At 70.2% G+C, this 18,258-nt stretch carries 20 protein-coding genes; 7 read left to right on the top strand and 13 right to left on the bottom strand.

Translation table 11 applies throughout. From position 1 onward, the window contains the following. Window positions 1-43: 43 nt before the first annotated feature. The 10 genes from Q0Z83_RS09220 to Q0Z83_RS09175 all read right to left on the bottom strand — a co-directional run bounded on the left by Q0Z83_RS09220 (window position 44) and on the right by Q0Z83_RS09175 (window position 9,381). Complete coding sequence (locus tag Q0Z83_RS09220; protein WP_317793409.1) at window positions 44-478, bottom strand: hypothetical protein; 435 nt, start codon at window positions 476-478, stop codon at window positions 44-46. Continuing rightward, complete coding sequence (locus tag Q0Z83_RS09215; RefSeq protein ID WP_317793408.1) at window positions 475-3,024, bottom strand: putative bifunctional diguanylate cyclase/phosphodiesterase; 2,550 nt, start codon at window positions 3,022-3,024, stop codon at window positions 475-477. The genes Q0Z83_RS09220 and Q0Z83_RS09215 overlap by 4 nt, the downstream gene beginning before the upstream one ends. 81 nt (window positions 3,025-3,105) lie before the next feature. Continuing rightward, entirely contained in the window at window positions 3,106-4,626 is a 1,521-nt protein-coding gene (locus tag Q0Z83_RS09210; RefSeq protein WP_317793407.1) for a S8 family serine peptidase, read from the bottom strand. A gap of 87 nt (window positions 4,627-4,713) precedes the next feature. Continuing rightward, the gene (locus Q0Z83_RS09205; RefSeq protein WP_317793406.1) at window positions 4,714-5,055 is read right to left on the bottom strand and encodes a hypothetical protein; all 342 of its coding nucleotides are present in this window, start codon (window positions 5,053-5,055) and stop codon (window positions 4,714-4,716) included. Between the two features lie 9 nt (window positions 5,056-5,064). Next, on the bottom strand, window positions 5,065-5,703 hold the full coding sequence (locus Q0Z83_RS09200; protein ID WP_317793405.1) for an alpha/beta hydrolase: 639 nt from the start codon (window positions 5,701-5,703) through the stop codon (window positions 5,065-5,067). Between the two features lie 66 nt (window positions 5,704-5,769). Next, window positions 5,770-6,933 (bottom strand): RNA polymerase sigma factor, encoded by a 1,164-nt coding sequence (locus tag Q0Z83_RS09195; protein WP_317793403.1) that lies wholly within the window; start codon window positions 6,931-6,933, stop codon window positions 5,770-5,772. 9 nt (window positions 6,934-6,942) lie between these two features. Further along, entirely contained in the window at window positions 6,943-7,350 is a 408-nt protein-coding gene (locus tag Q0Z83_RS09190; RefSeq protein WP_317793402.1) for a YciI family protein, read from the bottom strand. An 83-nt stretch (window positions 7,351-7,433) separates the two neighbouring features. Then, entirely contained in the window at window positions 7,434-7,649 is a 216-nt protein-coding gene (locus Q0Z83_RS09185) for a hypothetical protein (protein ID WP_317793401.1), read from the bottom strand. A gap of 13 nt (window positions 7,650-7,662) precedes the next feature. After that, window positions 7,663-8,901: an MFS transporter gene (locus Q0Z83_RS09180; protein WP_317793400.1), complete on the bottom strand. Its 1,239-nt coding sequence runs from the start codon at window positions 8,899-8,901 to the stop codon at window positions 7,663-7,665. An 18-nt stretch (window positions 8,902-8,919) separates the two neighbouring features. Then, window positions 8,920-9,381 (bottom strand): MarR family winged helix-turn-helix transcriptional regulator, encoded by a 462-nt coding sequence (locus Q0Z83_RS09175; protein ID WP_317793399.1) that lies wholly within the window; start codon window positions 9,379-9,381, stop codon window positions 8,920-8,922. 111 nt (window positions 9,382-9,492) lie between these two features. Here Q0Z83_RS09175 and Q0Z83_RS09170 point away from each other — a divergent pair, with 111 nt between their 5' ends. Further along, the gene (locus Q0Z83_RS09170; RefSeq protein ID WP_317793398.1) at window positions 9,493-10,794 is read left to right on the top strand and encodes an MFS transporter; all 1,302 of its coding nucleotides are present in this window, start codon (window positions 9,493-9,495) and stop codon (window positions 10,792-10,794) included. 21 nt (window positions 10,795-10,815) lie between these two features. Continuing rightward, window positions 10,816-12,135 (top strand): hypothetical protein, encoded by a 1,320-nt coding sequence (locus Q0Z83_RS09165; protein WP_317793397.1) that lies wholly within the window; start codon window positions 10,816-10,818, stop codon window positions 12,133-12,135. Window positions 12,136-12,236: 101 nt separating this feature from the next. Here the strand turns inward: Q0Z83_RS09165 and Q0Z83_RS09160 are convergent, their stop codons facing one another. After that, window positions 12,237-12,962, bottom strand: a complete 726-nt coding sequence (locus Q0Z83_RS09160; RefSeq protein WP_317793396.1) for a phosphatase PAP2 family protein — start codon at window positions 12,960-12,962, stop codon at window positions 12,237-12,239. Further along, the gene (locus tag Q0Z83_RS09155) at window positions 12,962-13,951 is read right to left on the bottom strand and encodes a hypothetical protein (protein ID WP_317793395.1); all 990 of its coding nucleotides are present in this window, start codon (window positions 13,949-13,951) and stop codon (window positions 12,962-12,964) included. Before Q0Z83_RS09155 ends, Q0Z83_RS09160 begins: the two co-directional genes overlap by 1 nt. Window positions 13,952-14,001: 50 nt before the next feature. Here Q0Z83_RS09155 and Q0Z83_RS09150 point away from each other — a divergent pair, with 50 nt between their 5' ends. The 4 genes from Q0Z83_RS09150 to Q0Z83_RS09135 all read left to right on the top strand — a co-directional run bounded on the left by Q0Z83_RS09150 (window position 14,002) and on the right by Q0Z83_RS09135 (window position 16,704). Beyond that, complete coding sequence (locus tag Q0Z83_RS09150) at window positions 14,002-14,484, top strand: metalloregulator ArsR/SmtB family transcription factor (protein WP_317793394.1); 483 nt, start codon at window positions 14,002-14,004, stop codon at window positions 14,482-14,484. After that, complete coding sequence (locus Q0Z83_RS09145) at window positions 14,481-14,978, top strand: SRPBCC family protein (protein WP_317793393.1); 498 nt, start codon at window positions 14,481-14,483, stop codon at window positions 14,976-14,978. The genes Q0Z83_RS09150 and Q0Z83_RS09145 overlap by 4 nt, the downstream gene beginning before the upstream one ends. Before the next feature lie 58 nt (window positions 14,979-15,036). Then, window positions 15,037-16,455: a GGDEF domain-containing protein gene (locus Q0Z83_RS09140; protein WP_317793392.1), complete on the top strand. Its 1,419-nt coding sequence runs from the start codon at window positions 15,037-15,039 to the stop codon at window positions 16,453-16,455. A 63-nt stretch (window positions 16,456-16,518) separates the two neighbouring features. Then, window positions 16,519-16,704: a hypothetical protein gene (locus tag Q0Z83_RS09135; protein WP_317793391.1), complete on the top strand. Its 186-nt coding sequence runs from the start codon at window positions 16,519-16,521 to the stop codon at window positions 16,702-16,704. Here Q0Z83_RS09135 and Q0Z83_RS09130 read toward each other — a convergent pair. After that, window positions 16,698-17,258, bottom strand: coding sequence for a TetR/AcrR family transcriptional regulator (locus Q0Z83_RS09130; RefSeq protein ID WP_317793390.1), 561 nt, complete (start codon window positions 17,256-17,258; stop codon window positions 16,698-16,700). The two genes, Q0Z83_RS09135 and Q0Z83_RS09130, sit on opposite strands and share 7 nt — an antisense overlap. 91 nt (window positions 17,259-17,349) lie before the next feature. On the opposite strand from Q0Z83_RS09130, the gene Q0Z83_RS09125 reads away from it, so the two are divergent. Continuing rightward, a complete protein-coding gene (locus Q0Z83_RS09125) occupies window positions 17,350-18,252 on the top strand; it encodes an SDR family oxidoreductase (RefSeq protein WP_317793389.1) in 903 nt (300 codons plus the stop codon). The last annotated feature ends 6 nt before the right edge of the window (window positions 18,253-18,258 follow it).

Here is an 18,258-nt window from a genome sequence, read left to right as displayed (position 1 = left end):
GGCGGCTCATAACGTGGCCGGCATGGATGAGACCCGCACCTGGCTACGGCCGGCGCTCTGGGCGCTGCTGATCGTCTGCCTCGCCGCCAATGGCATCACGTCCAGCCTGGGCGTCGACGTCTTCGTCGCCTCCGGATTCGGTCTGGCGACGCTCGCTTGCGCCGCGGCCCTGGCGGCGCAGCATTACCGATCCCGCTGACCAGATCACCCGCAGGTAACAGCCGGCCACCACGGCCAGGAGACCGAACGCGAGGACGTTGACATGCACCGGGACCAACTCGGTGTAGGTGCCGTCGGCCCAGTGACACCGGTGCGAGAGCGGCACCCACGACCAGCTGGATGACGGGTGGCCCAGCGGCTTCCCCGAGCAGTATTCGCTGAGTGCCCGCAGGTCGAGCAGGTGGCTCACCCACATGCCGTAGAGGTAGGCGCTGACCGAGCCGACCAGTGCCGCGAAGAACAGGACGGCGTGCTTCAAACCGACAGCCGCCCTCCGGCCCGGGTGGTGGTCAGCCAGGTGAGGAACTCGACGGGAGGGATCGGCTTGGAGATCAGATATCCCTGGATCGCGTGGCAGCCGTGCCGGCGTAGGTAGTCGAGCTCGTCCTGCTCCTCGACACCTTCGGCGACGACGGTCAGGTCCAGGGCATGCGCCAGTTGCAGAGCAGCGTCGGTGACAGCACGCCGGGAACGGTCGGTGACGATATGTCGTACGAAACTCTTGTCGATCTTCACCTCGTGGATGGGCAGGTGCGCGAGCCGCCCCAACGACGAATGGCCGGTGCCGAAGTCGTCGATGGAGAGCTTCACGCCGAGGCCGTGCAGGGCGTCGAGGGTGCGCCGGGCGTTGGTCGGGTCGGCCATCAAGGCGTTTTCGGTGATCTCCAGGGTCAGTGCGGCCGCGGGCAGCCCGTGCCGGTGCAGGGCCTGTTCGACCCGGCCGGTCAGGGCCGCGTCGGTGAGCATGTCCGGCGACAGGTTGACCGCGACCGACAGTTCGTGGCCCAGTCCCCGCCAGGTCGCACAGTCGGCGAGTGCCGTGTCGAGCACGTGGCGGGTCAGTGGCTCGATCAGGCGAGCCTGCTCGGCGAGGGGGATGAACTCGTCCGGCGGGACCGGCCGGCCGTCGTGCTGCCAGCGGACGAGTGCCTCGGCGCCGAGGACCCGGCCGGTGGTCGGGTCGACCTTCGGCTGGTAGACGACGGTCAGCGTGCCCGCGTCGACGGCGACGCGGAGTCCGGCCATCAGGGCGAGGCGGCGCGCAGTGTCGTGGTCGTCCTCCGGGCGGTAGACGCGAACACCACAGCGGGAGTCCTTGGCGGCGTACATGGCGAGGTCGGCGCGACGCAGCAGGCGGTCGGCGTCGACGCCGTGTTCTGGAGCGACGCAGACGCCGATGCTGACCTGCACGTCCAGTTCGAGGTCACCGACCGGGGCGGGCAGTTCGACGGTACGGCGGACGTCCTCGGCGAGCGCGACGATCGCCTCCTGGCTGCCGGCGTCCCGGATGATCAGGGCGAATTCGTCGCCGCCGAAGCGGGAGACCATGCCGAGGTGGCCGTAACGGTCCTGCAGACGATGGCCGATCTGGCGCAGCAGGTCGTCGCCGGTGTCATGGCCGAGGCCGTCGTTGACATCCTTGAAGCGGTCCAGGTCGAGGAGCAGGACCCCGACCGTCCTGTTGTCGGCGACGGCGGCATCGGTGGCCTGCTGGAGGTCGGCCAGGTAGCTTTGCCGATTGGGCAGCCCGGTGAGCGGGTCGTGCGCGGCGGTGTGCCGCAGCCGCTCCAGCAGCCGCGCCTCGGACAGAGCGCCGCCGGCATGAGACGCCATCGTCTGAAGCAGGCGCAGGTGGTCGTCGCTGAATTCGGGAGTGTCGGCCATGCCCTCGACGAGGTAGAGGACGCCCGTCAAGTCGCCGAGACGTACCGGCACCGCAATCGAGTCGGGCAGCAGCACCGGCGTACCCGAGCGGGCAGGCTGCCACCATTCGCCCCCCGAGACCGGCCCGACACCAGCCGAAACGGGCTCGGCACCGACACCTCTGAGGATCGGCTCGGCACCGGGTCCGGGGAAAGGGCCGCTGATGTCAGGACCACCGCTGATCGGCGTGATGTCGAACTGTTCGCGGCCGTGCAGGCGCATCCGGACCAGTCGGCCGTCCTGCGGGACGATCAGAGCGGCCTCCTCCGCGCGGACCACGTCGCGGGCCTGGCCGAGTACGGTGCGGGCCACCTCTCGGGCATCGGTGAGGCCGTCCAGCGAGCTAGTGAACCGGTAGAGGTCCTCGACCTGCTGGTGGGTTCGGGTCTGCTGGGCGTAGCGGTCGAAGACCCGGTAGGCGGCGAAGACCAGCACGCCCAGCAGCAAGCCGGCCCAGATCTGCTGGCGAACCAGCAGAGCGGTCACGAGCGCGAGCGTGGTGGAGACCGCGACCAGTGGCATCTGCAGGAGTTCTTTGACGTCGGCGCTCATCAGCCGGCGCCATTCCCGGCTGTCGTCGTGCAGCGCGATGACCGCGCTGATCAGCACGATCGAGACCAGGTCGGCGACGAAGGTCGCGGCGAACGCCGCCGCCCATCCGAGGGGCCCGTACGGGTCGGCGGCGCCGCCGAGCAGGTGGAAGACCGTGGCGGCCATGGTGGCCTGGGTCAGGTAGAGGGCCGTGTTGAAGACGAGCTTGCTGCCCCGCTGGCCTCGGAGCACGGTCAGCCCGGCGAGCCCGCCGATCAGCCGCACCAGCACCAGCAGCGCTGGATGGATCATGAGGAAGCTGAGGACCAGCGGAATCTCGCTCAGGCTCATCGTGTGCGCACCCCGGCGGACCGGGAACTTGACGGTGAACCGCTCAGCCAGGGCGAACAGCACTGCCAGGACGCCGAGCAGCACCGGACTCGCGCCGTGCGGCGGGGGCGGCCCGATCAGCCGCCACGTCGCCGCCTGCACGAGCACGACTACGACGGCCAGCGCCGCCGAGAGGGCGAGGACACGGGCGCGGGGTGTACGAGCTCCCTCGCTTGGCATGTTCCTCCCCTCCCGGCTGTTCGTCCTCCATGTCGGCTGTGTTGCGCCGAGGTTGAGCGAACGTGCGCGGTGGTGCCTTGGTCAGGCCCAGCTTCGGCCCGCCCACGACCGGCCGGCCCAGGTGCCGCCGTTCCAGGAGCGGCCGGTCCAGGTGCCGCCGTTCCAGGAGCGGCCGGCCCAGCTGTCGCCCGCCCAGGAGCGCCCGGCCCACGATCTGCCGGTCCAGGTGGCGAGGGCCCAGGTGCTCGACGCCCAGGACGTGCCGGTGTAGGACGACCCGGACCACACCGAACCGTTCCAGGTGCCGCCGGTCCACGCCTTGCCGTTGCGGGCGTTGACCACCCAGGTCACCGGCACCCACGGCATGCCGAAGATGTCGCGTTCACCGGTGAGTTCCACACCGGTTGCACCGTCGGCGACGTGGCTGGTGCCCCGGGAGGCCTCCAGCGATCCGAGTCCGGTCGCGGCCGGCCACACCTGCGTAGCGTTCAACGGTGCGATCAGGGTGGCGGCCTCCGCGATGTCCAGCTGTCCGGCACCCGAGCCGATCGGGTCGGGCTTGGCCAGCGGGTCGGCGGTCCTGATGAGCAGTTGCTTGACCTGGTCAGGAGTGAGTCCGGGGCGCTGCTGAAGAAGAAGGGCCACCGATCCGGAGACCACTGCGGCAGCCTGCGAGGTGCCACTGCCGCGGAACAGCTTGTCGCCGACGCGGGCGGCCGGGTATTGGGTGTCGATGTACGAACCGGGTGCCCGCAGCGACACCAGGGACCGGCCGGTGGCGATCAGATCGGGGTGCCGGAGGACGGTGCCGCGGTTGCTGAACGTGGCAAGTGTGTCGTCGGTGCGGGTCTCCGTGCCGTTCGAGTCGGCGGCGCCGACCGCGAGGACGTAGGGGTTGGCCGCGGGCATGGTCACTCGGGCGGTGCCGTCGTTGCCGGTGCTGGCAACCACGACGATGCCCTTCTTCCAGGCTGTCTCGACCGCGTACGACAGCGGGTCGATCAGCGACGGTTGGATCGAATCGGTGCCGAACGACAGGTTCAGGACCCGGATGTTGAGGCCCGGATCGTTGCGGTGTGCGACCACCCAGTCGATGGCCGCGATGACCTGGGAGACATCGACGGCGCCGTCGTAGGCGGCGGTCTTCACATTGATCAGGTGCGCGCCGGGGGCCACGCCTTCGAAACCGCCGGCCGGGTCGGAGCCGGCGATGATGCCGGCCATGTGGGTGCCGTGCCCGTAGGTGTCGGAGTATTGCAGGCCGGGAGTCTGCGATTCGAACGACAGGTCTGGGCCGTTGATCACCTTTCCGGGTTGGTTCAGGCCGGGCACCGGGGCGATTCCCGAGTCGATCAGAGCGACGCCGATACCGGCGCCGGTCAGCGATGCCGTGTCGACGGTTCCGTTCTTCACCTTGCCGCCGGCGGCGCTTCGCACCGCGGCGATGGCGGCGTTGCCCCCACCGATGTCGATCCAGGCGTTGCCGGCCAGCTCCACTGCCGGCTCGGCCGCCTGCGCCGGGCCGGCGCCGAACGGGGTCGTGGCCAGCAACGCCGCCATCACACCCATTCCGGTTCGCCGGACCCACCGTCTGGTCTCCACCATCCGCTCCCTTCCTCCCATGACGCGTTGCGGTGCATCGGCAGGGCGCCCCGGGACCTGAACCTTTCGGCTGGGAAATGCTCCGGCTCACCCCACGAACCGGAACGCGGGGCAGACCGGCGAGGCAGGACAGACGCGCCGAGAGGAGACAGAAGGGACGAAGGTCAGGGAGTGGTAGAGCGGGCTGGGAAGGACCGAGCCGTCCGAGCCGAACACGCCGTGAGCCCGCAGGTGCGTAACGGTCAGGGCCGACACCGAGTGGTAGAGCAGCGCGCCCTCGATGGTCAGGTTCCGCGGGGCGGTCGAATTCTGCCACTCGGCGTGTCCGGCGAACCCCTCGTCGCCGTGGTCGAGCGGGTCGATGACCCGACCGGTCGAAGTGATCGCGGAGCGCCAGGATCCGGCGGCCGGCAGCTCCCCCAGACGCATTTTGGGAGGCTAGCGGTATCCCACGAGGCGATCGGCCAGGTCGCCGGGCCGGCTCAGCGCTGGAGTGTGCCCACCGTCGATCTCGTCGGGGACGATTCCGAGACGTTCCCGGGCGACGCGGCGCTGGTAGGCGACCGGCAGCAGACGGTCGTCGCGACAGATCAGGACCTTCGTGGGTACGGCCGGCCAGGCTCGCATCGGCGTCGGCTCGCCGAGACGCGTCTCGGACTGTGCCCGGCCCCGAGCCCGGGCCTCGGCCGCCAGTTCCGGCGGGACGTCCTGATAGAAGACGTCGTCGTGGGGCTCGCGCGGCTCCCGGTCCCAGCCGGTGGCGGCCCAGTAGGCGGTGACGGCCTCACCCGGCGCCGGGATGAGCGGCGCGACCAGGATCATCAACCGCGCCGATACCTGTTCGCAGACCAGCGGTGCGGTGAACCCGCCGAGCGACTGCCCGACTATCACGAGGTCGGTGCGGTCCCCGATCGCCGAGATCACCGAGTCGGCGTATTCGGCGAGCCCCGCGGCGTCGTCGTCGCAGGGCAGGTCCGGCGCGATGCTGTCGTGCCCACGAGCGCGCAGTTCGGCCTGCACGAGGTGCCAGTACCAGCCGACGTCGCCGGCCCCGTGGATCAGCACGAACGTGGACACCGTGTCCTCCTTGATCTCCTGGGAGAGAACCTGATGTTGATCATCAATCGGACGGGACTCGGAAGGTCAGGAATCGGGCGGCCGCGAATCGCGGGCGTTGAGGCGCGCCGCCTGCCGTGTCAGATGATCGCGCTCGGCCAGGTTGGTGGCCTGGCGGGCGGCTACGGCGTACATCTGGGCTGCCTGGTTGTGATCGCCTGCCTTCTCGTGCAGGTAGGCCGCCGCCGCCGTGTGACGCGGAAGGGTCGCGTCGAGTTCGGCGAGGGCCGCCAGGCCCGCATGCGCACCGTCGGCCTCGCCGACCGCCACCGCCCGGTTGAGCCGCGCCACCGGATTGCCGGTGAGCTGGACGAGTTCGTCGTACCACTCGACGATCTGTACCCAGTCGGTCTCGTCCGCAGTCGGTGCGTCCGCGTGCAGCGCCGCGATCGCGGCCTGTGCCTGGAATTCGCCGAGCCGGTCCCGGGAGAGCGCCGTCTGGAGGATCGCCACGCCCTCGCTGATCATCGTGGTGTCCCAGCGGTCCCGGTCCTGTTCGGCGAGGGGCACGAGGCTGCCGTCCGGGGCGGTTCGGGCGGCACGGCGCGCGTGGTGGAGCAGCATGAGCGCGAGCAGTCCGGCGACTTCCGGATGGTCGATGGCGGTGGCGAGCCGGCGGGTGAGCCGGATCGCCTCGGTGGCCAGGTCGACGTCGCCGGTGTAGCCCTCGTTGAAGACCAGGTAGAGCACACGCAGCACGGTGGCGACGTCGCCCGGCCGGTCGAGGCGCACCCCGGCGACGGTCCGTTTGGCCCGACTGATCCGCTGTGCCATGGTCGCCTCGGGTACCAGGTAGGCGTCGGCGATCTGCCTGGTCGTGAGCCCACCGACAGCCCGCAGGGTGAGCGCGACGGCCGACGCCGGAGTCAGCGACGGGTGCGCGCACAGGAAGTAGAGCTGGAGCGTGTCGTCGGTGAACGTGGCCGGCCCGGCCGGCGGTTCCTGGTCGACGAGGTCCTCGCGCCGACGCCGGGCGGCGTCGGCGCGAGCCACATCCAGGAACCGCCGCCAGGCGACGGTGATGAGCCAGCCTTTCGGATCACGAGGCGGATCATCCGGCCAGACACGCAGGGCTTCGACCAGAGCGTCCTGCACGGCGTCCTCGGCCGCCGCGAAGTCGGCTCCGCGACGGACGAGGATCGCGAGGACGGCCGGTGTGAGTTCCCGGAGTCCCGCCTGGGCGAGTGTCATGGGGTGCCGTCACTCCGTGACGGTCGGCGGCATGTGCAGGAACGGACGCAGTTCGAGCCACTCATGAATCGGCTTGCCGCCGGCGCCGGGTGCCGCGGACAGTTCGCCGGCGAGTTCGACGGCCCGCTCGTAGCTGTCCACGTCGATGATCATCCAGCCGGCGATCAGGTCCTTGGTCTCCGGGAACGGCCCATCGGTGACCGGCGGACGGCCCTCGCCGTCGTAACGGACCCAGGCGCCTTCGGGGGCGAGCGCGTCACCGCTGACGAACTCGCCGCTCTCCTCGAGGCGGGCCGCGAAATCGTTCATGTACTTGATGTGTGCGGAGATCTCCTCCGGCGTCCACTTCTCCATCGGCACGTCGTTGACCGCGGCCGGGCCGCCACGGTAGTGCTTGAGCAGCAGGTACTTCGCCATGATGGGTTTCTCCCGGGTTCGGTGTGCGACCCATTGTGGTCGCGCTTCGTCCCGGGGACGGAGCCGCACACGCGTTCTCGACATCAGTCCTCGGAATTTCTTCCCGGGTTGATGCGGGAGCGGGCGAACTCGAAGACGGCGATCACCGCGACGGAGATGCCGAGCGCCACGTACCAGCGGCTGACCAGGGTGCCTTCGAAACGCTCCAGGCGGAACACCACATTGAGGACGGCCAGGACGACCAGCCAGCTGATCTCGACGGTCCAGTCTTTCCAGGTGACCTTGCGCTCCGTTGTCATGCCGGAAATTCTTCTAGGCGGCGGCCTTCGGCGGATCTTGCTGCGGCTGGATCTCGGCATATACCTCAGGTGGTATCCGGATCAGGAGAAGCGGGCTGACCAGGATCAACACTCCGGCGACGACAAGACCGATCCGCGCGCTGGTCAGATCGGCGAGGAGTCCGGCGAGGGCGCTGAGCGCGGCGATGGCCAGGCCGGTGCTGATCGCCCAGGCGGTGAGGGTGCGGGCCAGCAGCGGGGCCGGCGTGTGTTCGAGCCGGTAGGTGCCGAGCACCGGGTTGTACAGGCTCATGCAGATGATGATCACCAGTTCGAGCACGATCACGGTCACCAGGCCTGCCACACCCGGCTGCACGAAAGCGAGCCCGAGCAGCCACACGGCCCGCAGCGTGCCGACGACTCGCAACACCCACGGTCGGCCTCGGGTGGCCACGACCCGGCGGGCGAGGCGGGAGCCGATCAGACCTCCGAGGCAGGGTACGGCGAAGGCGAGCCCGTATTGCCAGGGCGGGAACCCGAGCTCACCGAGCATGAGCACGGCCAGCAGCGGCTCGGTGGCCATGATCAGTCCACTGACGAGCAGGTGGTTGAGAAAGAGCGCCCGCAGCCCCGGATGGCCGAGCAGGTGCCGCCAGCCGTCGACGACCTCGCGGGCGCGGAGCCGGGCGGCGGCCCCGGCGAGGGGCGGCGTTTCCGGCACCCGGATCCCGAGGAGGCACAGCGCCGACAGCAGATAGCTGACCGCGTCCGCGATGACGGTGACGACCGGCCCGAACAGTCCGATCGCCGCCCCACCGAGCGGCGGCCCGACCGCGATCGAGCTCCAGTTCGTCGACTCGAACCGCGAGTTGGCCACCAGCAGTTCAGCGGGCGGCACGAGCCCTTTGAGGTGTGCCCCGGCGGCGGCGTTGAACGCGATCTTGCCGGCCGCGGCGACAGCCGAGACGATCAGCAGCTGACCGAAGGTGAGTGCGTCGAGGGCGTACGCGAGTGGGATGGTCAGCAGCACCCCGAACCGTACGAGATCCATCAGGATCATGACGGGCCGTTTGCGCCGGAACTCCATCCACGGTCCGAGAGGCACCGCGAGCAGCGCCCCCACGGCCGGCCCGATCGCCGCGAGCGCCGACACCTGCCCCGGCCCGACTTCGAGTACGAGCACCGCGATCAGCGGCAACGCCCCGAAGGCGAACCCCGACCCGTAGGCACTGACCGCATACGACGCCCACAACCACCGGAACCCCCGCGACACCCGAGCAGGTTACCGGCGTCAGCCCTCAGCCGCGCGACCGCCGAACGCCACTTTCGTGAGCAATCCGGTGAGCGTCTTCCGCTCGTCGTCGGTGAGGCCGGCAAAGGTGGAGTCGCCCGCCGCCCGTATCTCGACGAGCGCCTGTTCGAGCAGTTCGAGTCCGGCCTCGGTGGCCACGATGATCCGCGATCGACGGTCACGTTCGTCCGGCCGGCGCTCGACGAGACCACGTCCCTGGAGGTCGTCGACGAGGGCGACCACCTGGCTGGGGTCGAGCCCGAGGAAGTCGCTGAGCTCGCGCTGCGACGGCCCGAATCCCTGACTGGCGAGCCACAGCACGGACAGCGACCGGACTTTCAGCTGAAACCCCGCGAGCCGTGCGTTGGCCACCCCGCTGGTCACCGCGCGCGCCCGGGCCAGCAGGAACGCCGGGTCCGCAGCGAGGTCCGAACCGAGCAGTCGATGAGGGGGGTCGGTCATGGTTCGGAGCCTATCCGAGTCTCGCACAGAAGTTGAGGAGTCCAATCATTGACTTTCTCAACTAAATGGGTCCACGATGGCCCGAGATCCCTCCCATCGAGGCAGGCCAATATGGATCTCGCAACGAAAGAAACCAGTGAGGTACGCCGGGTCGTCTTCTCCAGCTACCTCGGAAGCACCATCGAGTTCTACGACTTCCTCCTGTACGGCACCGCAGCCGCCCTGGTCTTCCCGGCCGTCTTCTTCTCCGGCCTGGATCCGCTGACCTCGGTGCTGTTCTCGTTCGGCACGTTCGCCGCCGGCTACCTGGCACGGCCGGTCGGCGGCATCCTGTTCGGCCACTTCGGTGACCGGATCGGCCGCAAACGCATGCTCGTGGTCACCATGTTCCTGATGGGCGTCGCGTCGTTCCTGATCGGCCTGATCCCGAGCGCCGCGGTGATCGGCGGCTGGTCCGCGGTCCTGCTGATCACCCTGCGTGTGGTGCAGGGCATCGCGGTCGGCGGCGAGTGGGGCGGCGCCGCCCTGATGGCCCTGGAACACTCCGGCGGCAGCCGCCGCGGCCTGGCGGCGTCGTTCGTCAACGCCGGCGCACCCAGCGGCGCAGTGCTCGGCAGCCTGATGCTGGGCCTGTTCTCGCTGCTGCCACCGGACCAGTTCCTGTCCTGGGGCTGGCGGATCCCGTTCCTGATGTCGGCGATTCTGCTGGTCATCGGCTTGTGGGTGCGCGCGTCGGTCTCGGAGAGCCCGGTTTTCCTGCGGGCGCTCGACGAAGCCGCCCGCAAGCCACCGAGCCTGCCGATCCTGTCGGTGCTGCGCCGCCCACGGGCGCTGATCCTGACCACGTTCGGCGCCGGCGCGGCGTTCGCGTTCCAGGTCGGCATGGCCACGTTCGCCCAGACCTACGCCGTCTCGCACGGCACGGCCCGCCCATCGGTGCTGCTCGGCTTCTCGGTCGCGTCGTTCTTGGCGATCTTCGCGGTGATCGGTGCCGGCTGGCTGTCCGATCGCTTCGGCCGCCGCCCGGTCCTGCTCGCCGGGGCGATCGGCTGGGGCCTGCTGGCCTTCCCACTGTTCAAGCTGTGGGGGTCCGGCAACGGGTTGTTGGTCTTCACCGGCTTCGCGGTGGGTCTGGGTCTGCAATCGCTGATGTACGGGCCGCTGGGCGCCTTCATCTCCGAGCAGTTCGGCACCGGCGCCCGCTACACCGGAGCGTCCCTCGGCTACCAACTGGCCACCCTGATCGGCGGCGGCTTCACCCCGGCCATCCTCGCCTCGCTCTACGCCGGCACCGGCGGCACCACGATCACCCCGGTCGCCACCTACCTGATCATCGCGGCCGCCGTCAGCGCGATCGCCGTCGTGCTGATCCGCGAGGGCCGCCGCCACGACCTGACCACCGTCACCCACTGACCCCGACAGTAGGGAGACGCGATGAAACGCCTGCTCCTGACGCTGATCCTGGCCGTCGCCACGCTGGCCGGCCTGCCGTCGGCCGCATCCGCCGCGCCACCCGGCGAGTATCAGGGCACCCTCGCCAGCGGCGCGACCTGGCTCGGCCACGTCCCCGCCGACTGGAACGGCACGGTCCTGCTCTTCGCCCACGGCTTCGGCCCGCTGCGCCCACAGGACGCCCCCGACGATCAAACCCGGCAGATCCTTCTTTCCGAGGGGTACGCCACTCTCGGTTCCTCCTACTCGGGGCCGACCTGGTGGGCCCTGGAGACGGCGGAGGACGACCAGTTCGCGGCCCTCGACGCGTTCACGGCCGTCCTCGGTGCCGAGCCACGGCGCACGATCGCCGTCGGCCGGTCGATGGGCGGCCTGGTCAGCACCAGGCAAGGGCACCGGCCGCGCGGCGAGATCGACGGGGTGCTCACGACCTGCGGCATCGTCGCGGGCGGCGTCAACCTGAACAACTACCAACTGGACGGCCTGCACGCCATCACCGAATTGCTGGCCTCCGACCGTACCATCCCTCTTGTCCGTTATGACTCGCCGGAGCAGGCCGCGCAGGCCGCAACCGACGTCGTCGCCGCCGTGACCGAAGCCCAGGCGACGCCGCCGGGACGGGCCCGGATCGCGCTGGCGGCCGCGTTGTTCAACGTGTCCGGCGGAGCCGGCACGCCCGCCGCCCAACAGGAGCGGCAGTTCCAGCAACTGGTGGCCGGTGGCGCACTGAACCGGTATGTGACCGCGCGGCAACAGATCGAACTGTCCGCGGGCGGCAACAGCGCCTGGAACCGTGGGGTCGACTACCGTGCACTGCTGGCGGGCAGCAGCCGTGCGGGCCATGTGCGAGCGCTGTATCGGGAGGCCGGCCTGGATCTACGGGCCGACCTGAACCGGCTGACCGCCACCGCCGACATCACCGCCGACCCGTGGGCGGTCGCCGACCTGGGCAGATCGTCGATGCCGAACGGTGAGCTACGGGTGCCGCTCCTGACGATCCACACGCTGATCGACGAACTGGTGCCGGTCGAGCAGGTCGACTGGTACACCGAGCACGGCCGGCATCGTGGTGACCTGCTGCGCAGCCTGTATGTCGACGGTGCGGGTCACTGCACGTTCCGGACCAGCGAGAATCTGGCCGCACTGCACGTTCTGGAATACCGTCTCGATCATGGCCGCTGGCCGGGTGATCCGGCCGCGTTCGGCGCCGGTTACCCAGGCGGCGATCCAAGGTTCGTCCGATTCGCCCCGGACAGGCTGACCGGCGGGATCGGAGAGCCGGGTCGGCTCGGCCGCGTATGAGGCCGGGAGGGCTGGGCCGTGGGTGAGGCCGGCCGGGACGGCTCGGCCGCGGATGACGCCGGCCGGGACGGCTCGGCCGCGGATGAGGTCCGCCGGGCTGATCAACCGGAGGGAGAGTGAGACGAGTCCGGGCGCTCGGCCGGTGGATGCGCTGAGCCGGGCCAGGGTAGGAACGCGGTCAGGGTGATCGCGGTGGAGACCAGCAGAACACTGCCCACGATGTCGAGGACGTAATGGTTTGCGGTGGCGATCACCACGGCCACCATGAGCAGCGGAAAGGTCCACGCGAGCAGGGCCGCGCGGGGGTGGGTGACCCGAAGCGCGGTCCACACCGCGAACGCGCACCACAGTGACCAGCCCACGTGCATGCTCGGCATCGCCGTCCAGCCGCCCGCGCGGGAGGCGTGGCCGACGATGCCGTAGAGCGCGACGATGTCGACCGTCCCGGGCAACGCGAACCGGGGCGGCGACATCGGCACCGCCCAATAGACCGGGAGGACCAGGACCATCATCAGGATCATGGCCCTACGCACCCGGCGGTAGACGGCGACGTCGCGGCGGAACACCCAGATCAGCACGCCCGCCACCACCAGGTAGTAGGCGCGGTAGAACCAGGCCGCCGCCTGGGCGAGCCCGACGTGCCCGGCCAGCCACTGGTTGACCGGCAGCACGATGTCGAGGTGCAAGGCCCGTTCGATCGACTGCAGGGTCGACGCGTTGGCGGTCGCGGCCAGATGCGCACGTCCGACCAGACTGTGCAGCCACGCGAACACCCCGAACCAGGCCAGCAGCCCGAGCACCTCGGCGATCGTCCGCCGACGTGACATCAGCCCAGTTCCCACAGGTGCACGGCGTCCCGGCTCGCCGTCGCCCAGACCCCGGGACCGGCCGGAAGAGCCGGACCGGCCGAAAGAGCGGCACCGGCCGGTGCGACCGGATAGGTGATCGGCCCGTCGGCGGTCATCGTCGCAAGGTCGATCAGCCAGTGCTCCCCCTCGTCGATGCCGACCACAGCCGCCGACTCCCAGGGAAAGGCGCCCTGAAAACCCCAGACCACCTCGCCGGTACGGAGGAGGCCCAGCTGTGTGTCGTCGGCCGTCAGGTGCAGGTTGATCCCGCGCATGTCGAGGTCGGCGGTGAGGAACCGCTCACCGGACGGGCTGACGTCGAGCAGGATGCTCTCCGGCAGATGCCGCACGGTGAGCTCCTCACCGTCCCAGTGCCCCCACAGCACCGGCGAGTCCTCCTCGCCCTCGGCGATGGTCAGTCCCATAAGCGCCGGGTCCGGATGCGGGCAGTGATACGACGCCGAGGCGACGGTCCCGGTCGGCACGCGGGCCAGCACCGTGCCGTCGGAGGCGTCCAGGACCAGCCATTCCTCGGGTTCGTCCTCGTGGTCGTCGGTGCGCACGTGGGCCCAGACCAGCCGCCCGTCCGGCGAGAACGCGGCGGAGCCGTGGCTCGGATACCGGTGATCGGGGTCGTCGGCGTACTCCTCGAACGACGTGTGGACGACGTCGCACATCGCGTCGGACCAGCAGCCGTGCCGCAGCTCCCAGCGGACGGCTCCGGCGCTGTCGACGGCCCGCAACGCGTGGGTGCCGGCGAAGACGACCACGTCGCCGTCGGGTGCGACCGCCACCGAGCCCCAGCGACGCGGCCAGGGTGCCGGGAAGCGGCGATCCCCGACGGCGACCTCGGCGTTACCTCGCTGGACCAGCAGAGTCCGCCCGGCCAGACGGCGCACCTCGGGTTCGTCGGCGGTGGACGGATCCAAGGGCGCGGGCAGCGTGGCGACAAGGCGGGCGACAGGCATGCCACACGATAGCGTCGCCGAAAGCGTAACTAGTAGGTTACGCTTCACGGGTGGACGAGGTGGCGGGCGCGATCGCGGATCCGGTGCGGCGGGAGATCCTGCTCATGCTGCGCGACGAGCCGCTGTCGGCCGGGCAGATCGCCGCCCGGTTCGCGATCAGCCGGCCCGCGATCAGCCGCCACCTGCGGGTGCTCCGCGACGCCGGGCTGGTGCGCGACACCGCCGACGGCCGCCGCCGGGTCTACACGCTGGTCACCGAGCCACTCGACGAGCTCACCGGCTGGCTGGCGCGACTGACCAGGCCGTCCGGGTGGCAACACCGATTCGACGCCCTGGAGACCGAGGTCCACCGCACCCGCCGCGAACGGCGCACCACGGCACCCGCCGAAACCGCCGCCGCACCCACAAGAGCAGCCGCGCCCAGAAGAACAGCGACCGCATCCACGAACACAGCCGCGCCCACAAGAACAGCCGCCGCATCCACAAGAACAGCCGCCCTGCCCGCAGAGGCAGCAGAAGAGGAGATCGCGTGAGCCCGACCCCGACCGGACGCCTGTTCGGCGACGACCTGGTTCTGACCCGTACCTTCCGTGCCCCCATCGACGACGTGTGGGCGAGCGTGACCGAGCCGGAGCGCACGGCCCGATGGTTCGGCCCGTGGAAGGGCGACGCCGCGCCGGGCAACTCGATCCAGGTGCAGATGGCCCTCGAGGAGGGCGCGCCCTGGATGGACATGACGATCGACGCGTGCGAGCAGCCGCACAGACTGGGGCTGTCAGCCGTCGACGACTACGGAGCGTGGCACCTGGAGTTGGAGCTGACCGAGACCGACGGGGTGACCGAGCTGCGGTTCACCCAGCACCTGACCGGCACCGAGAACGTCGGCGAGGTCGGCCCGGGCTGGGAGTATTACCTGGACACGCTGGTCGCCTCCCGGGAGGGCCGGCCACTGCCGGACTTCGGCGAGTATTTCCCGGCCCAGCGGGAGCACTTCGAGTCACAGCGGACGGCGAAGCCGGGCGACTGAGGCCGGGCTCACTGACAGTCGTTCACAGATCCTGAGCCGGCCTGCCGACGGTGTGCACATGACGACCGGCAGGATCTGGGGCTTTCTCGGCGGGGCGACCTCCGCCGTGACCGGCCTGGTGATCACATACGACACGACCTTCGGCAACGTGCTCTACCTCATCACCTACGTGACGATGTGCGTGATGGCGTGGATCGCCGTCGCGCGCATCGAGGCCGGCCCGGACCGCCACCCGTGGGTGCTGGCCGCCACCGCGCAGGCGTTGTGGCTGCTCGGCGACGTCATCGAGATGGCCTACTTCTACCTGTCGTCGACGGGTGTGCCGCCGGTGGGGCCGGCCGACGCGTTCTGGCTGGCCGGCTACCCGCTGCTGGCGGTCGCGTTGACCATGATGGCCCGCCGCCGGGCGCCCGGCCAGCTGCGCGGAGCGGTGCTCGACGGGCTCACCCTGACCGTGGCCGCCGGGCTGGCGAGCTGGCAGTTCCTGATCTCGCCGATCCTCGGCACCGGCCTGGGCCTGGCCGAGTCGGTCGTGCCGCCGCTGTACCCGATCGCCGACGTGGCGCTGCTCGCCGGTGTGCTGTTCATCGCGCTGTCCCCGGGCGGCCGGGGCACACCGACCCGTCTGCTGCTCGGCGCCGTCGGCCTGTACCTGGCGATCGACATCGGGTACAACGTGCTGCCGCTGTTCCTCGACTACAGCGTCGTCGCCCGGATCGGCCCACTGATCATGCTGGGCAACGCGCTGATCATCGCGGCGTCACTGCACCCGGCGCGGGCCGAACTGACCCGTCCCGGCCGGCGGGTGAACGTGCTGCACCCGTCCCGGGTCCTCTTCCTCGGCCTGGCGTTCCTGAGCGCGCCGACGCTGAGCGTGGTCAAGTCGGGTGTCGACCACAACGCGGTGATCGCGCTGGTCGCGACCGCGTTGAGCACGGCTTTCGTGCTGACCAGGTTCACCATCGCGGTCCGGGAGCAGGAGAGGGCCCAGGCACAGCTCGCCTATCAGGCTCGGCATGACCCGCTGACGGGTCTCGCCAACCGCAGTGTGCTCACCGACCGGCTGGAGCGCCCCGGCCCGGTCGCCGTCCTCTACCTGGACCTGGACGGGTTCAAGGAGGTCAACGACTCGTACGGGCACGAGGCGGGCGACCTGGTGCTGTCGACCGTGGCGACCCGGTTGTCGGCTGCGGTCCGTACCACCGACCTGGTCGTCCGTCTCGGTGGCGACGAATTCGTGCTGCTCTGCCCGGACCTGCCGCAGACCGAGGCGGTCCGTCTGGCCGAACGGGTCCTGGAGGACGTGGCCCGGCCGATCGAGTTCCAGGGGGCGGTCCTGGACATCGGCGCGAGCGTCGGCATCGCCGAGGACGCGCCGGACCGTGACGTGCTGCGCACCGCCGACATGGCCATGTACGAGGCGAAGAAGCAGGGTCGCGGCCGCTGGGTGGTGGCCGGGGCATCGTCCGATCACTGACAGTGCGTATTAGTCACGTGGTCGGCGGCCTCTGGAAGCTGAAGCCCTCGAAGGGAGTGTCGGATGGCCGCAACACGGGCGGACCTGCTGGAGATCCGCCACCACGACGATCGCATCAGCCGGTACGAGGAGGTCACCTACTGTGCCTGGGTCGGCGGGGTGACCGTCTACCGCGACGGCGCCGAGATAGCCAGGCACGACGACGTCCTCGGTGCGCTGGCGTTACGGCGCGCGGCCACCGGTCACTGAACGAGCAGGGCCTGCAGGCGGGCGAGGACCGCGTTCTGGATCTCCTTGAAGGTGCGGCGCTCGCCCTCGGCCACCCACAGGGCGAACGACGTGCGGAACACGGTCACGCCCGCTTCGGCGGCCAGGGCGGCGCTCGCCGCGTCGACACCGCGGGCGGTCAGCGCGCGGGTCAATGACACCGCCAGCGACGACATCTTGAGCAGCTCGCGTTCCTGCAGGGCGACGTTCGCCGCGATCACCGACCGGCGGGCCCGGGACCAGGGCCGGCGCTCCTCGGGGAAGAGCGTGGCCGCGCCGTCGAGGACGCCGACGATCATCGTCATCGGCTCGTCGGTGTCGTCCGGCAGGGCGCTGAGGAACACCCGCTCGAATTCGTCCTGGTCGACGAAGAGCACCTCACGCTTGTCGGCGAAGTGGCGGAAGAAGGTCCGCTCGGTCAGTCCGGCGGCCGCCGCGATCTCGGCGACGGTCGTCCCGTCATATCCCTGGGTGAGGAAAAGGCCGAGTGCCGCGTCCCTGAGGCGCTCGGAAGCGCCGCTCTGCCATCTCCCCATGATTCCCATCATAGTGATGTCAGAAGCTGACATCACGGTGTAGCGTCATGTCAGTCACTGACATCACCTGCTTCACCTGAGGAGGCACGCCATGCGCGTGTTCGTCACCGGAGCCACCGGCTGGATCGGCTCGTACACCGTCGACGAGCTGCTCGCCGCCGGCCACCAGGTCCTCGGCCTCGCCCGCACCGACTCCGGCGAGGCGTCACTGCGGGCCAAGGGCGCGCGCACTCTGCGCGGCGACCTCGACGACCTGGCCGCGCTGCGCCGCGGCACCGAGGACGCCGACGCGGTCGTCCACCTGGCCAACAAACACGACTGGGCGAATCCGGCGGAATCCAACCGGGCCGAGCGCGCCGCCGTCGAGACCCTCGCCGAGGCACTCACCGGCTCGGACCGGCCGTTCGTCTTCGCCTCCGGGCTCGCCTCACTGGCGCTCGGCCGTCCCTCGACCGAAAGTGATCCGTCACCGTTCAGCGGACCCGACGCACCGCGGGGCGGCGCCGAGAATCGAGCGTTCGAGTACGCCGAGCGCGGCGTCCGGGCCATCGCGGCGCGCTTCTCCCCCACCGTGCACGGCACCGGCGACCACGGTTTCATCGCCTTGCTGGTCGCGGCCGCCCGCCGGACCGGCGTCTCCGGCTACGTCGGCGACGGCACCTCGGCGTGGTCCGCGGTGCACGTCACCGACGCGGCCCGACTGGTCCGACTCGGCCTGGAGAAGGCACCGGCGGGCACCCGCCTGCACGTCGTCGCCGAGGAGGCGGTGACCGCCCGGGACATCGCCGAGGCCATCGGCCGCCACCTGGACCTGCCGGTGAAACCGATCGCCGAGGACGACGCGGTCGACCATTTCGGGTTCATCGGCCGGTTCTTCGCCCTGGACATGTCGGCGTCCAGCGCGATCACCCGGTCGACCTTCGACTGGCACCCCACCGGCCCCACCCTGCTCGAGGACCTGGCCGCCGGCGCCTACGCCCACGCCGGCCGGTAGTCGGCG

It is taken from the genome of Actinoplanes sichuanensis (genome assembly GCF_033097365.1).
GTDB lineage: Bacteria > Actinomycetota > Actinomycetes > Mycobacteriales > Micromonosporaceae > Actinoplanes > Actinoplanes sichuanensis.
Note: the sequence above shows the minus strand (reverse complement) of the source record. Positions and strands in the feature narration are given on the sequence as shown.

Coding starts and splice junctions, on each gene's coding strand:
- Q0Z83_RS09165 (WP_317793397.1), top strand. CDS start 10,816: ATGAAACGCCTGCTCCTGACGCTGATCCTGGCCGTCGCCACGCTGGCC.
- Q0Z83_RS09130 (WP_317793390.1), bottom strand. CDS start 17,258: ATGGGGAGATGGCAGAGCGGCGCTTCCGAGCGCCTCAGGGACGCGGCA.
- Q0Z83_RS09205 (WP_317793406.1), bottom strand. CDS start 5,055: ATGCGTCTGGGGGAGCTGCCGGCCGCCGGATCCTGGCGCTCCGCGATC.
- Q0Z83_RS09135 (WP_317793391.1), top strand. CDS start 16,519: ATGGCCGCAACACGGGCGGACCTGCTGGAGATCCGCCACCACGACGAT.
- Q0Z83_RS09175 (WP_317793399.1), bottom strand. CDS start 9,381: ATGACCGACCCCCCTCATCGACTGCTCGGTTCGGACCTCGCTGCGGAC.
- Q0Z83_RS09170 (WP_317793398.1), top strand. CDS start 9,493: ATGGATCTCGCAACGAAAGAAACCAGTGAGGTACGCCGGGTCGTCTTC.
- Q0Z83_RS09125 (WP_317793389.1), top strand. CDS start 17,350: ATGCGCGTGTTCGTCACCGGAGCCACCGGCTGGATCGGCTCGTACACC.
- Q0Z83_RS09155 (WP_317793395.1), bottom strand. CDS start 13,951: ATGCCTGTCGCCCGCCTTGTCGCCACGCTGCCCGCGCCCTTGGATCCG.
- Q0Z83_RS09190 (WP_317793402.1), bottom strand. CDS start 7,350: ATGGCGAAGTACCTGCTGCTCAAGCACTACCGTGGCGGCCCGGCCGCG.
- Q0Z83_RS09160 (WP_317793396.1), bottom strand. CDS start 12,962: ATGTCACGTCGGCGGACGATCGCCGAGGTGCTCGGGCTGCTGGCCTGG.
- Q0Z83_RS09185 (WP_317793401.1), bottom strand. CDS start 7,649: ATGACAACGGAGCGCAAGGTCACCTGGAAAGACTGGACCGTCGAGATC.
- Q0Z83_RS09140 (WP_317793392.1), top strand. CDS start 15,037: ATGACGACCGGCAGGATCTGGGGCTTTCTCGGCGGGGCGACCTCCGCC.
- Q0Z83_RS09215 (WP_317793408.1), bottom strand. CDS start 3,024: ATGCCAAGCGAGGGAGCTCGTACACCCCGCGCCCGTGTCCTCGCCCTC.
- Q0Z83_RS09195 (WP_317793403.1), bottom strand. CDS start 6,933: ATGACACTCGCCCAGGCGGGACTCCGGGAACTCACACCGGCCGTCCTC.